We start from the raw sequence: 12,100 nt of genomic DNA on the forward strand, positions 1-12,100 counted from the left end.
CTTCGGCATTGCTGCGCAATGCGTTGAATTGACTCTCGAAAGCCGGGCCTCGCCCCGGCTTTTTCTATGATGGGCACTTGTCGGTGTTCGAGAAATCGACGCTGCCGTCAGGCTTGAAGACCTCCGGGTTCTTGTCGTAAAGCGCGCCGACGACGAGCGGCTTGCTCGGCAGCACCGTCTGGTCGAGGTCGGAGCGGAACTCCGTCTTCAATTGCTGCAGCACCTTGCCGTCCTTGTCGACCAGCCGGACATTCACCGAATAGGGGCGGTCCTTGCGCACGCAGTGCAGGTTTTCGCTCTGCAGCGCGATCTTGTCGTCGATCGGGTAGATTTTCTGGTTCAGCACCAGCGGGTCGCCGCCTTGCGGGTTCTCGAATTCGGCGATGATGACCGAACCGTCGGGGATAGGACCTGTCTTCTTCAGCGTCAGCAGATAGGTGGCGCTCGCGACGCGATAATTGAAGACAAAAAGATGGCCGGTGACTTCGACGAGATTTTCGGCCTGGCGCTGGCAGGCGGACAGCAGAAGGCATGTTGCCGCCGCTGTTACGATTAGACGTTTTCTCATGGCGTCTCCTCCTTCTTACGGCGATAGTGACGGTTCGCCTTGGCGCGGTTGCCGCAGATCGCCATGTCGCACCAGGCGCGGCTCTTGTTCTTGCTGCGGTCGATGAACAGCCAGCCGCAATTGCCGCAGATCTTCATGCGCTCGGGATCCGGCATGGCAATCAGCCTGAGCACCGAATGGGCGGTCGCCGCCGCCAAGCTTGCCGGACTTGCCTGGCGCAAGATCTTCGCTAGCGCCTCCAGCAATTCGGCCAGCAATTGGTCGTCGCCGCCATCCAGTATACGCTTGCGGAAGTAGCGGTCGATCGCCTCGCGCAGCGCGATAAAGCCGACTTCGTCTTGCGGCGCCACCGGCGCGATCTCACCGAACAAGGCCCGTTCGGCGCAGAATTCGGCGGCGGCGCGCGGGAAGTTGCGCATCTGCTCGCGGCTCGCGAAGCGGTCGACCCGCCGCTTTGGGTCGTCGCGAAGAACGACGCTGTTGGCGACATCGAGCGCCAGTGCGCCGCCGGCAAAACGGTGAGGGGTCCAGGAAAAGCTCATGAGGAAATTATAACTGGTGAAATAGGTTTTACCAGTTATAATTTGCCGACGCGGAGTCTTCGGAATGGCCTATCTTCTGCAACAACTGGCGAATGCGGTGCCGCTTGCCGCCCTCTATGCCGCGCTCGCCTTCGGTTATGCGGTTGCCTTCGGCGTGACCAAGCGGGCCGATATCACCTATGGGGCGATCTTCGCCTTCTCAGGCCAGATCCTGCTGCTTTTTACCGAACTCGCCTATATCAGGTTCTGGCTGGTGCTGCCGGCTGCCCTTGCGATCGGCGCGTGCGCTGCGCTTGTCTATTCACTGGCCGCGAGCATCTGGATCGGCCGCTCCATCATGCTGCCGCTGGCCAGAAAATCGCCGAATACCGTGATCGTTGCCGCGCTCGGCATCATGATCGTGCTGATGGAAACCGCCCGCCTTGCCGCCGATACAAGAGCGATCTGGCTGCCGCCGTTCCTGAACCAGGTTGTTGTCTTCTGGAGTGATGGTCCATTCAAAGTGACTCTCACCTATATCCAGCTGATCGACACGGCGCTGATGTCAGCCATTGTCGCGTTCGGTGCGCTGATCCTCAGGCGCACGGCCTGGGGTCGCCTCTGGCGAGCCGTCACCGATGATCCGCTGGCCGCCGAGCTCTGCGGTACCAGCGCCAGCCGTGTCTTCCTTGTCGCCTATGCGGCAGCTGCTCTCGTCGCCACCCTCTGCGGCATTCTCGCCACCTTCTATTACGGTTCGATGGATTTCGGCGCGGGACTGATGTTCGGGCTCAAGGTGCTGCTGATCGCAGCCGTCGGCGGCTATTCCGATCCGCTGCGTTCGGCTGGCGGCGCTGCCGGGCTTGCCGTTGTCGAAACCTTGTGGGGCGCCTATGGCGCATTCGTCTGGCGAGATCTGGTGGTCTTCTCGCTGCTCGTCCTGCTTCTGGTTATGAGCCGCAGGGAGCGTGTGGTGCTTTAGAAATGGCGCATGATGTTATCCGAAAACCGCGCACACTTTTCGGCATCATGCTCTGATCATTTCCACTTGTCGCGCGCCGCGTCGTCGGCGTCTTTCGCCGCGACCCAGTCGCCCCTGGCGCCGTCCTTGCCGTGCTCCTTCTTCCAGAAGGGCGCTGCGGTCTTGAGGAAATCCATGACGAGATTGGCGCCGTCGAAGGCGGCCTGCCGGTGCGGGGCGGCCGCAACAACGAGCACGATGTTCTCGCCAGGAGCGATCTTGCCGTAGCGGTGGATGGCGGTCAGCCCGAGCAGCCCGAAACGGGTGATGGCGAGTTCGCCGATGCGAGTCATCTCGGCTTCGGCCATGCCGGGATAATGCTCGAGTTCAAGCGCCGCCAGCCTCCCGCCTTCATCGCGGCAGAGGCCGGAGAAGGTAACGACGGCGCCGATGTCGGCTTTGCCTTTCGAGAGGAGATCGACTTCGGCCTGCAGGTCGAAGTCTTCGCGCTGGACGCGGATGGTGGGGGTGATGGTCACAGCGAAATCCTCCGCTGCTTTGAAGCCGCTATGAAGAATGCGGAAAGGCTGTGCCGTGTGGGGAGATCACAAGTGGCACGCTCTTCTTGACCATTTACCGCTTCGCCGGGCTGAAACGCCAATTGTTTGAGGAAGCCCGTGCGCCCAGCCAATCTCCCTCCGTGTGGGGGAGATGCCCGGCAGGGCAGAGGGGGGTAGCGACACGGCACCACCGTCACCGTCTCATCCCCCCGTCATCGGCGGAAAAATCCCGATCTCACGGGGCGCACCTATCGGCTCGTCATGCTCGACATGCTCCATGTCGAGCGCCACGCGAATCACCTCGGGATATTGAAGTGCGGCTTCATATTCCTCGCCCAGCGTCTTCAAATGATTCAGAAGATCGGCGACGGTGACGACGGAGGAGGGGAGGTCGATCTCCTCCTCGCCCTTGCCGATGCGCTCACGCACCCAGGCGAAATAGACAAGCCGCGTCATTCCTCGTCATCCACGATATGTTTCAGCCCGGCACGAAAATAGTCGTAGCCGGTATAGATGGTCAGCAGTGCTGCGATCCACAAGAGCGCAATGCCCGTCTGCGTCGTATAGGGGAAAATCTCGTCGCCGGCAGGTCCCGCGAGCAGGAAGGCGATGGCGACGAGCTGCAGCGTCGTCTTCCACTTGGCGATCCGTGTCACCGGCACGCTGACCTTCAGCGCCGCCAGATATTCGCGCAGCCCGGAAACCAGGATCTCACGGCAGAGAATGATGATTGCCGCCCATATCGACCAGCCGGCGATGGTCTGGTCGGCCGCGACCAGGAGAAGGATCGAGGCGACCAGCAGCTTGTCGGCGATCGGATCGAGCATCCGGCCGATATTCGACGTCTGGTTCCAGATGCGTGCGAGATAGCCGTCGAGAAAATCGGTGATTGAGGCGATGATGAAGATCCACAGCGCCACCCAGCGCGCCGTATTGCTGATCGACAGCCTGCCCTCGACGAAGAAGCAGAGAACGATCAGTGGCACGGCGAGGATGCGGCCGTAAGTCAAAAGGTTGGGAAGGCTGTACGCACGCGATGCCATGGATCGTTTCTCTGAATTGATGCGCCGCTGCAGCGCCGCGTCTTTACGAAAACCGTTTTCGATTTTCGGTCGATGTAGATGACGGCTTTGGCCAGGAACCGTCAACATTCTTTCTGTCTTTTCACCGCCATTGCGTGGAATTTGCGACGGCCGCCGCTTATTTCGCGGCGTCGTCGTGGAAATGGTTATAGACCTGCTTTGCCACGGCTTCCGAGATACCTTCCACCGCCATCAGGTCGGAAAGGGCGGCGCGGGAAACCGCCTTCGCCGTGCCGAAGTGCTGGAGCAGCGCGCGCTTGCGCGACGGGCCGATACCGCCGATCTCGTCGAGTGGGTTCTTGACCATCTCCTTCTTGCGCCGCACCCGGTGCGAGCCGATCGCGAACCGGTGCGCCTCGTCGCGCATGCGCTGGATGAAATAGAGCACAGGATCGCGCGGCGGCAATGTGAAACTCTCGCGTCCCGGCGCAAAGAAGCGCTCGCGTCCGGCGTCGCGGTCGACACCCTTGGCGACGCCGATCGCCGTCACGCTGTCGGTGATGCCGAGCTCGGCCAGGATGGCCCGCACCGCCGTCATCTGCCCCTGACCGCCGTCGATGAGGATCACGTCCGGCCAGGCGGGGAAGGGCATGTCGGCAGCGTCGGCAGCTGCTGTCTGCGCCGTCCGGTCGGGAATGCCTTCCTCCTTGATCAGCCTCGAGAACCGCCGGGTCATCACTTCCTTCATCATTCCGAAGTCGTCGCCGGGGGTGATATCGGTCGATTTGATGTTGAACTTGCGGTATTGGTTCTTCACGAAGCCTTCCGGCCCCGCCACCACCATGCCGCCGACGGCGTTAGTGCCCATGATATGCGAGTTGTCGTAGATCTCGATGCGCTGCGGCGTATAGGCGAGCTCGAAGGTTTCCTTGAATCCTTCGAGCAGCCGCGACTGCGACGCCGTCTCAGCAAGCTTTCGCCCATGCGCTTCCCGCGCATTGCCGACCACATGCTCGACGAGATCGCGCTTCTCGCCGCGCTGCGGCACGAGGATGGAAACCTTGTGGCCGGCCTTTTCGCTGAGTGCTGCGGCGAGCAGCTCCAATTCCTCGACCGTTTCCGACAGCATGATCTGTTTCGGCACCGGCTTGTCGTCGTAGAATTGCGCGAGAAAGGCATTCAGAACTTCGGCGCTGGATAGTTGCGGGTCGGCCTTCGGAAAATAGGCGCGGTTGCCCCAGTTCTGCCCGGTGCGGAAGAAGAACACCTGGATGCAGGAGACGCCGCCTTCGTGGTGGATTGCGAAAACGTCAGCCTCCTCGACACCGGCCGGGTTGATGCCCTGGTGGCTTTGGACATGGGAAAGTGCCGCAAGGCGGTCGCGATAGATCGCCGCCCGTTCGAAATCGAGGTCCTGGGCCGCCTGGTTCATGGCTTCCGCCATATGCGACTTCACCTTCTGGCTCTTGCCGGACAGGAAATCTTTCGCCTCCTGCACCAGCTCGGCATACCCCTCGTCGCTAACCTCGTGCGTGCAGGGCCCGGAACAGCGCTTGATCTGGTAAAGCAGGCAGGGTCGCGTGCGCGTTTCGAAGACACTGTCGGTGCAGGTGCGGATCAGGAAGGCGCGCTGCAGCGAATTGATCGTGCGCCCGACGGCGCCGGCCGAAGCGAAAGGCCCGAAATAATCGCCTTTCCGCGCCCTGGCGCCGCGATGCTTGAAAATCGCCGGCGCCCGGTGATCCCCGGTGATGAGGATATAGGGAAACGACTTGTCGTCGCGCAGCAGCACGTTAAAGCGCGGCCGCAAGCGCTTGATCAGATTCGCTTCCAGGAGTAGCGCTTCGGTTTCCGTGCGCGTCGTCACGAATTCCATATTCGCCGTCTGGCGCACCATCTGGGCGATGCGGTTGGAATGCACACGGCCGACGGCGTAATTGCCGACGCGCTTCTTCAGGCTGCGCGCCTTGCCGACATAGAGCACGTCGCCCTCGGCATTGAACATGCGGTAGACGCCGGGGCTGTTCGGCAGCCGCTTGACGAATTCGCCGATCAGTTCGGCGCCGATGAGCCCGGTTTCGTTGAGGCTGCCGGCGTTCCAGTCGACAGCTGCCGCAAGAGGCGAAGCGGAAACGTCGCCTTCCACCTCGATTTCGTCTTCGCTCTCATCCGTATCATCGTAGAGAACGCCGCCATCCGGCAGCTTTCGTCCGTTCATTCCTTAATCTCCGCCACATCGGGCGTCTGCCAGGCAAGGTGCTGGCCGCCGTCGAGGGCAATCATCTGGCCGGTGATCGAGGGGGTGTCATAGAGGAAACGAATCGTTTGTCCGAATTCCTCCAGTGCCGGCCCTCGCTGCAGGATAAGGGCTGAGACCTGCGCTTGGAAGTCCTCCAACGACTGCCGCTCGCTCGGCATTGATGGCCCGGGGCCGATCGCATTAACGCGGATGCGGGGCGCCAAAGCCTGGGCAAGCGTCTGCGTCGCCGTCCACATCGCGGACTTGGAGAGCGTGTAGGAATAGAAGCTCGGTCTCAGTGCCCAGACGCGCTGGTCGATAATGTTGACAATGAGTCCCGCCGCCTCGGCAGACAGCTGCTGCGCGAAGGTCGCCGCGAGGATCGAGGGCGCACGCACGTGCAGATCGAAGTGCAGCGCCCATGTGGCGGCGTTAAAACTGCGCGCGGAATCATGCTGGAAAACCGACGCATTGTTAACGAGCAGATCGAGCGGCCCGAGCGCTTCCGACGCCTTCGCGACCAGTTCAGCCGTTTCGCCGAGATCGGTAAGATCGGCTTGCAGCGCGGCCGCCCTTTGTCCCTTTCGCCGCAATTCCGCCGCCAGCTCTTCGGCTTCGCCGAGGGAGCTGTTGGCGTGGATCGCGACGGAAAAGCCGTTTGCAGCAAGGTCTTCGGCGATTGCCCTGCCTATTCTCTTGGCCGCCCCTGTTATCAGGGCTGAGCGAAGTCTTCTGTGGTTCAAAATCTTGCCTTCTGATCCCGCGAGTCTGTGTGCAACCTATATAAGGGCGGGCGGAGATTATATAAATAGGCGGCCACGGTTGCATCCATGGCCGAGATATTCTATGTATTATTTAATAATGTTGTTTCTTAAAATAAGTATTTGAAGTTTAACCATTCGGTAGGGTTAATGAATCCTATGTTGCTCTCAAGCAACATCGACTTTCCGCCATGCGGCAGCCACAATGATATCACATTTTGGCTCTTTCAAATCCGCATTTCAGTTCCAATTTCAGTCTCGATCCGGAAGGGACATCTGGCAATTTCCCCGCCAATGCTTCGCTGATAGACAGATGAAAGCGGCGCGGGACTGAAAGGAGAAAAGTATGCGTGTACTCATTGCTGGCCTCATGGCCTCTGCTCTTGCAATCGCGGGCGTTTCGGCAGCTCAGGCGGCTGATGCCGTCGACCAGGTTCCGGAAGCGCCGGTTGCCCAGGACGCCCCGGTCAAGCCGGCCGGCAACTGGGAAGGCTTCTATCTCGGCGGCGCCGGCACCTACAACATGGGTGACTTCGGTTCCGACCGCCACACCTATGGTTTCGGCGGCCAGGTCTTCACCGGTTACAATTGGCAAGCAGGCCAGATCGTTTACGGCGTTGAATCGGATCTCGGCTACAGCGGCGATGACGTCTCCTCGGGCGGCGTCAAGAACAAGTATGGTTGGAACGGCTCCGTCCGCGGCCGCGTCGGCTACGACATGAATCCCTTCCTGCTCTACGGTACGGCTGGTCTTGCCCTCGGCAACGTCAAGGTTTCCGACGGCACCTCGGACGAAAGCAAGACGAACTACGGTTACACGGTCGGCGCCGGTGTCGAAGCCTTCGTGACAAATAACATCACGACGCGCTTGGAATATCGCTACACCGACTACCAGAGCAAGGACTACGACCTCGACTCCGGCAGCTTCTCGCGCGGTTACGACGAGAACAGCGTCAAGCTCGGTATCGGCGTGAAGTTCTAAGCCGATTGAACATCCCAATATGCAGAAGCCGGGCTCATCGCCCGGCTTTTTGCTGTCTGCTGTCCGGTGCTCCGTTTCAGCTCCGGATCAGGCGCTGGCTTTGAGCTCGCGATGAGCAGGGAATTTCATTTCGAACTGCGCCAGCCAGTCGACCAGCGTCGCGTGATCGGCTTCCCACTGGTCCTTGAAGCGTAGGTCGAGATAGTCGAGCGTGGCGGCCAGGGCGAAATGTCCGCCATTGAGCTTCTTGCCGAGTTTCGGCGGCTTGGCGCTGAGATGAGCAAGCCCGGCCGTCACCTTCTTCCATTGCCGGTCGATCCAGGGCTGGTGAACCTTCTCCTCGTCACGGAAGCGGCGCTCGTAGACGATGGTAAGCAGGCAGTCGCAAATACCGTCGCAGAGCGCCTCAAGCACTTCCGCATCCGTGCGTTTGCCGTCTTTGGACGGGTAGAGGCCACCATTCGTCAGCCGGTCGAAATAATGCATGATCGCCACGCTGTCGAAGATCGAAGCGCCTTCCTCCGTCAGAAGCGTCGGAATTTTCCCGAGTGGATTGTTGTCCACCAGGATCGCCGGCCCGGTATTGGTATCGACCCGGATGGCGTTCAACTCGATTCCCAGAAAATGTGCGGCCATCCGCACCTTGCTGGAATAGGGCGAGGCCGGTGAGCAGAGGAGCTTCATGGAACACCTGGTGAGACTATGGGGCGGTGGGACGGACTATTCCCGAAGCAGCTTGCCCGGTCAATCGCTCTTGATCGTCTTGTTTTCGCCGCGCAGCCAGAAGGCGCGGTGGGAGGCGAAGCGGTCCTGAGCAAGATGGTCCTTCAACGCCGGAAGCATCTGGTGCAACTCATCCTTGAGTGTGAATGGCGGATTGACGATGACGAGGCCGGAGCCGGTCAGTCCGGTCATGCCGCGGTCGCTGCGCACGGTGAGTTCGGCGCAAAGCATCTTCGGGATGTCGAGTGCCTGCAGAGCCTCGTGGAGTTCCTTGATCGGCGCGCCCTTCTTTAACGGGTACCAAAGGCAGTAGGTACCGCCGGGAAAGCGGCGATAGGCCTTTTCGAGTCCCTTGGCCAGGCGTTCATACTCGTCCTCTTCCTCGAAGGGCGGGTCGACGAGCACGATGCCGCGCTTTTCCTTCGGCGGCAGATGCGCGCCGAGCGCCAGCCAGCCGTCGAGTTCGGTGATGCGGACGTGGTGATCGCCCTCGAACAGCCGGTGCAGGCGGGCGTAATCCTCGGGATGCAGCTCCATCGCCGACAGCCGGTCCTGCGGCCGGAACAGCATGCGCGCAAGTTTCGGCGATCCGGGATAGAAGCGGATGCCCCCCTCGGGATTGAGTTCGCGGATTGCCGAGAGGTAGGGCTCCAGCAGCTCGGAAACCTGAGGCCCGAGGTCGGCCTCCATCAGTTTGCCGATGCCAGCCTGCCACTCGCCGGTTTTCTGCGCTTCCTCGGAAGAGAGATCGTAGAGGCCGATGCCGGCATGCGTGTCGAGCACGCGGAAGGCGCCCTCCTTCTTCTGCATGTAAAGGATCAGCCGCGCCAGCACGGCATGTTTCAGCACATCGGCAAAATTGCCCGCGTGGTAGATGTGGCGGTAGTTCATTTTCGCTGATGTCCGTATGAATTCACGTCATGGGAAGTTTTTCTGGCTTTTGGCCATGCAGGCCTTGGCATATACAAATGCCATGAACATTGCGACCCCCATTGACGCCAAATCCCCGAAGCTGGACAGCAAGATCGGCCACACGGCCTGTCCGCACGACTGTCCCTCCACCTGCGCGCTGGAGGTTGAGATATCGGAGGACGGCCGCATCGGACGCGTGCGCGGCGCCGGCGACCATTCCTACACCTCGGGCGTCATCTGCGCCAAGGTCGCCCGTTATGCCGAACGGCTCTATCATCCCGACCGGCTGCTGCATCCCCTGCGCCGCACTGGCGCCAAGGGGGCAGGGCAGTGGCAGCAGATTTCCTGGGACGATGCGCTTGACGAAATCGCCGAAGCCTTCGTGAAGGCCGAGGCAAGGGACGGCAGCGAGGCCATCTGGCCCTATTTTTATGCCGGCACCATGGGGTGGGTGCAGCGCGATTCGATCGATCGGCTGCGCCACGCCAAGCGCTATTCCGGCTTCTTCTCGTCGATCTGCACCAATCCGGCCTGGACCGGCTTTACCATGGCAACCGGCACGCTCCGTGGGCCTGATCCGCGCGAGATGGGCCGCACCGATTGCGTCGTCATCTGGGGCACCAATGCGGTCTCGACCCAGGTCAACGTCATGACCCACGCCGTCAAATCACGCAAAGAGCGTGGCGCCAAGATTGTCGTCATCGACATTTATGACAATCCGACGCTGAAGCAGGCCGACATGGCGTTGATCGTCAAGCCTGGCACCGATGCTGCGCTCGCCTGCGCCACCATGCACATCGCCTTCCGGGATGGCTATGCCGATCGTGACTACATGGCGAGATATGCCGACGATCCCCAGGGTCTCGAAGCGCATCTGAGGACGAAGACGCCGCAATGGGCCGCTGCGATCACTGGTCTGTCGGTCGAGGAGATCGAAGCCTTTGCCCGCCTCGTCGGCACGACGAAGAAGACCTTCTTCCGCTTGGGCTACGGTTTCACCCGCCAGCGCAACGGCGCGGTCGCCATGCATGCGGCCGCGTCGGTCGCCACCGTTCTCGGCTCCTGGCAATATGAGGGCGGCGGCGCCTTCCATTCGAACAGCGATATCTTCCGCATGAATAATGCGGAACTGACCGGCCGGTCGATGAAGGACGGCGATATCCGCATGCTCGACCAGTCGCAGATCGGCCGGGTGCTGACCGGAGATCCGGTGGCGCTGCGCCATCGTGGTCCGGTGACGGCGATGCTGATCCAGAACACCAATCCCGCCAACATCGCTCCCGAGCAGCGTCTCGTGAGGCGCGGCTTTGGCCGCGACGATCTCTTCGTCGCCGTCCACGAGCAGTTCATGACCGAAACGGCCGACATCGCCGATATCGTCATTCCTGCGACCATGTTCGTTGAGCACGACGATATCTACCGCGCCGGCGGCCAGAACCACATCCTGCTGGGACCGAAGCTGGTCGAGCCGCCGCCGACCGTGCGCACCAATCTCTTCGTCATCGAGGAACTGGCAAAACGCCTCGGCGTCGCCGATCGTCCCGGCTTCGGCTTTACCGCCCGCGAGATGATCGACCGCATCCTCCGATCGAGCGACCTGCCGGATTACGATCATTTCCTCGAACACAAATGGTTCGATCGCCAGCCGGCTTTCGAGGACGCCCACTTCCTGAACGGCTTTGCTCATGCCGACGGCAAGTTCCATTTCCGCCCCGACTGGATCAACCAGCCCGCACCGAACAAGCCGCCGGCCGCCATCGGCGCGCTCGGGCCGCATGCCGAGCTTCCGGTCTTCCCCGATCAGGTCGATGTCATCGAAGTTGCCGATCCAGAGCATCCCTTCCGTCTCGCCACGTCGCCGGCGCGCAACTTCCTGAATTCGAGCTTTTCGGAGACCAAGACGTCTCGTCAGAAAGAGGGCCGTCCCGAGGTGATGATCAATCCTGTCGATGCCGAAGCCAACGGTGTCGCCCACGGCGATCTCGTCCGCATCGGCAACAGCCGCGGCGATCTCCGCATCCACGCCCGTATCACCACGGAGGTGAAACCGGGCGTTCTGATTGCCGAGGGCCTCTGGCCGAACAAGGCGCATGTCGACGGCGAGGGCATCAACGTCCTGACGGGCGCCGATCCGGTCGCGCCTTATGGCGGAGCGGCGGTACATGACAACAAGGTCTGGCTTCGCAAGGACGCAGCATGATGCAGCCGAAATCACGGGTGAAGATCGTCGGCGAGGAAATACTGTCGAATGGGTGGACGCGGTTGAGCAGCTATCTGCTCGACTATATCGACCGTAACGGCGCGACCCAGCGGTTGAAGCGGGAGGTCTACCACCGCACGCCGGCCGCCTGCATTCTGCTTTATGATCCGAAACGCGATCTGGTCGTCCTTGTCCGCCAGTTCCGTCTTGCCGTGCATCTGAACGGCGATCCCGCCTGGGTTATCGAAGTGCCGGCCGGCCTTCTCGATAACGATCACCCCGAGACGGCGATACGCCGCGAGGCGATGGAGGAGACCGGCTATCGCCTGCGCAAGGCGCGCTTCCTCTTTAAATGCTACATGTCGCCGGGCGCCATTAGCGAAGTCGTCCACTTCTTCGCAGCCCTGATCGACACCGCCGATCGCGTCGCCGAAGGCGGCGGTCTGGACGAGGAGCATGAGGATATTGAGGTTCTCGAAATCCCGCTCGACGACGCTGCAGGGATGATCGAGACCGGCGAGATTTTCGACGCCAAGACGATCATGCTTTTGCAATGGGCCGCGTTGAACCGGGATAGGATCAGATAGCGAGTTGGGATGTCTTGGGGGGATCGTTCGATCACCCAAGTCGGCTCCGGCATTAAATTGCCGG

13 protein-coding genes are annotated in these 12,100 nt (G+C 61.1%); 4 read left to right on the forward strand and 9 right to left on the reverse strand.

From position 1 onward, the window contains the following. Positions 1–64: 64 nt before the first annotated feature. Together NXC14_RS07725 and NXC14_RS07730 are read right to left on the reverse strand one after the other, a co-directional pair. Complete coding sequence (locus NXC14_RS07725; RefSeq protein WP_085777673.1) at positions 65–568, reverse strand: hypothetical protein; 504 nt, start codon at positions 566–568, stop codon at positions 65–67. Then, positions 565–1,110 (reverse strand): CGNR zinc finger domain-containing protein, encoded by a 546-nt coding sequence (locus tag NXC14_RS07730; protein ID WP_085777674.1) that lies wholly within the window; start codon positions 1,108–1,110, stop codon positions 565–567. Before NXC14_RS07730 ends, NXC14_RS07725 begins: the two co-directional genes overlap by 4 nt. 64 nt (positions 1,111–1,174) lie before the next feature. On the opposite strand from NXC14_RS07730, the gene NXC14_RS07735 reads away from it, so the two are divergent. After that, positions 1,175–2,071: a branched-chain amino acid ABC transporter permease gene (locus NXC14_RS07735; RefSeq protein WP_085777675.1), complete on the forward strand. Its 897-nt coding sequence runs from the start codon at positions 1,175–1,177 to the stop codon at positions 2,069–2,071. 56 nt (positions 2,072–2,127) lie between these two features. Here NXC14_RS07735 and NXC14_RS07740 read toward each other — a convergent pair whose 3' ends face one another. From NXC14_RS07740 to NXC14_RS07760, 5 genes are all read right to left on the reverse strand, one after another. Beyond that, the gene (locus NXC14_RS07740; RefSeq protein WP_085777676.1) at positions 2,128–2,589 is read right to left on the reverse strand and encodes a molybdenum cofactor biosynthesis protein MoaE; all 462 of its coding nucleotides are present in this window, start codon (positions 2,587–2,589) and stop codon (positions 2,128–2,130) included. 222 nt (positions 2,590–2,811) lie between these two features. After that, a complete protein-coding gene (gene moaD / locus NXC14_RS07745; protein WP_064801643.1) occupies positions 2,812–3,066 on the reverse strand; it encodes a molybdopterin converting factor subunit 1 in 255 nt (84 codons plus the stop codon). Continuing rightward, positions 3,063–3,653 carry a CDP-diacylglycerol--glycerol-3-phosphate 3-phosphatidyltransferase gene (pgsA, locus tag NXC14_RS07750; protein WP_011424811.1) on the reverse strand — a complete coding sequence of 197 codons (591 nt, stop codon included), beginning with the start codon at positions 3,651–3,653 and terminating at the stop codon, positions 3,063–3,065. Before pgsA ends, moaD begins: the two co-directional genes overlap by 4 nt. A 157-nt stretch (positions 3,654–3,810) precedes the next feature. Continuing rightward, positions 3,811–5,850 (reverse strand): excinuclease ABC subunit UvrC, encoded by a 2,040-nt coding sequence (uvrC, locus tag NXC14_RS07755; RefSeq protein WP_085777677.1) that lies wholly within the window; start codon positions 5,848–5,850, stop codon positions 3,811–3,813. Beyond that, the gene (locus tag NXC14_RS07760) at positions 5,847–6,614 is read right to left on the reverse strand and encodes an SDR family oxidoreductase (protein ID WP_085777678.1); all 768 of its coding nucleotides are present in this window, start codon (positions 6,612–6,614) and stop codon (positions 5,847–5,849) included. Before NXC14_RS07760 ends, uvrC begins: the two co-directional genes overlap by 4 nt. 364 nt (positions 6,615–6,978) lie before the next feature. Here NXC14_RS07760 and NXC14_RS07765 point away from each other — a divergent pair, with 364 nt between their 5' ends. Further along, positions 6,979–7,614, forward strand: coding sequence for an outer membrane protein (locus NXC14_RS07765; RefSeq protein WP_085777679.1), 636 nt, complete (start codon positions 6,979–6,981; stop codon positions 7,612–7,614). A gap of 87 nt (positions 7,615–7,701) precedes the next feature. Here the strand turns inward: NXC14_RS07765 and NXC14_RS07770 are convergent, their stop codons facing one another. Continuing rightward, positions 7,702–8,298, reverse strand: a complete 597-nt coding sequence (locus NXC14_RS07770; protein ID WP_085777680.1) for a glutathione S-transferase — start codon at positions 8,296–8,298, stop codon at positions 7,702–7,704. A 60-nt stretch (positions 8,299–8,358) separates the two neighbouring features. Beyond that, complete coding sequence (locus NXC14_RS07775) at positions 8,359–9,228, reverse strand: 23S rRNA (adenine(2030)-N(6))-methyltransferase RlmJ (protein ID WP_085777681.1); 870 nt, start codon at positions 9,226–9,228, stop codon at positions 8,359–8,361. Between the two features lie 16 nt (positions 9,229–9,244). Here NXC14_RS07775 and NXC14_RS07780 point away from each other — a divergent pair, with 16 nt between their 5' ends. Next, complete coding sequence (locus tag NXC14_RS07780; protein ID WP_085777682.1) at positions 9,245–11,449, forward strand: molybdopterin oxidoreductase family protein; 2,205 nt, start codon at positions 9,245–9,247, stop codon at positions 11,447–11,449. Beyond that, on the forward strand, positions 11,446–12,036 hold the full coding sequence (locus NXC14_RS07785) for an NUDIX domain-containing protein (RefSeq protein ID WP_085777683.1): 591 nt from the start codon (positions 11,446–11,448) through the stop codon (positions 12,034–12,036). Before NXC14_RS07780 ends, NXC14_RS07785 begins: the two co-directional genes overlap by 4 nt. The last annotated feature ends 64 nt before the right edge of the window (positions 12,037–12,100 follow it).

The sequence above is a fragment of the Rhizobium sp. NXC14 genome, assembly GCF_002117485.1.
Classification (GTDB): Bacteria; Pseudomonadota; Alphaproteobacteria; order Rhizobiales; family Rhizobiaceae; genus Rhizobium.

What these genes read in the sequence shown, in the direction of transcription:
- NXC14_RS07780 (WP_085777682.1), top strand. Translation starts at nt 9,245, where the DNA reads ATGAATTCACGTCATGGGAAGTTTTTCTGGCTTTTGGCCATGCAGGCC.
- NXC14_RS07730 (WP_085777674.1), bottom strand. Translation starts at nt 1,110, where the DNA reads ATGAGCTTTTCCTGGACCCCTCACCGTTTTGCCGGCGGCGCACTGGCG.
- NXC14_RS07770 (WP_085777680.1), bottom strand. Translation starts at nt 8,298, where the DNA reads ATGAAGCTCCTCTGCTCACCGGCCTCGCCCTATTCCAGCAAGGTGCGG.
- pgsA (WP_011424811.1), bottom strand. Translation starts at nt 3,653, where the DNA reads ATGGCATCGCGTGCGTACAGCCTTCCCAACCTTTTGACTTACGGCCGC.
- NXC14_RS07725 (WP_085777673.1), bottom strand. Translation starts at nt 568, where the DNA reads ATGAGAAAACGTCTAATCGTAACAGCGGCGGCAACATGCCTTCTGCTG.
- NXC14_RS07765 (WP_085777679.1), top strand. Translation starts at nt 6,979, where the DNA reads ATGCGTGTACTCATTGCTGGCCTCATGGCCTCTGCTCTTGCAATCGCG.
- uvrC (WP_085777677.1), bottom strand. Translation starts at nt 5,850, where the DNA reads ATGAACGGACGAAAGCTGCCGGATGGCGGCGTTCTCTACGATGATACG.
- moaD (WP_064801643.1), bottom strand. Translation starts at nt 3,066, where the DNA reads ATGACGCGGCTTGTCTATTTCGCCTGGGTGCGTGAGCGCATCGGCAAG.
- NXC14_RS07785 (WP_085777683.1), top strand. Translation starts at nt 11,446, where the DNA reads ATGATGCAGCCGAAATCACGGGTGAAGATCGTCGGCGAGGAAATACTG.
- NXC14_RS07775 (WP_085777681.1), bottom strand. Translation starts at nt 9,228, where the DNA reads ATGAACTACCGCCACATCTACCACGCGGGCAATTTTGCCGATGTGCTG.
- NXC14_RS07735 (WP_085777675.1), top strand. Translation starts at nt 1,175, where the DNA reads ATGGCCTATCTTCTGCAACAACTGGCGAATGCGGTGCCGCTTGCCGCC.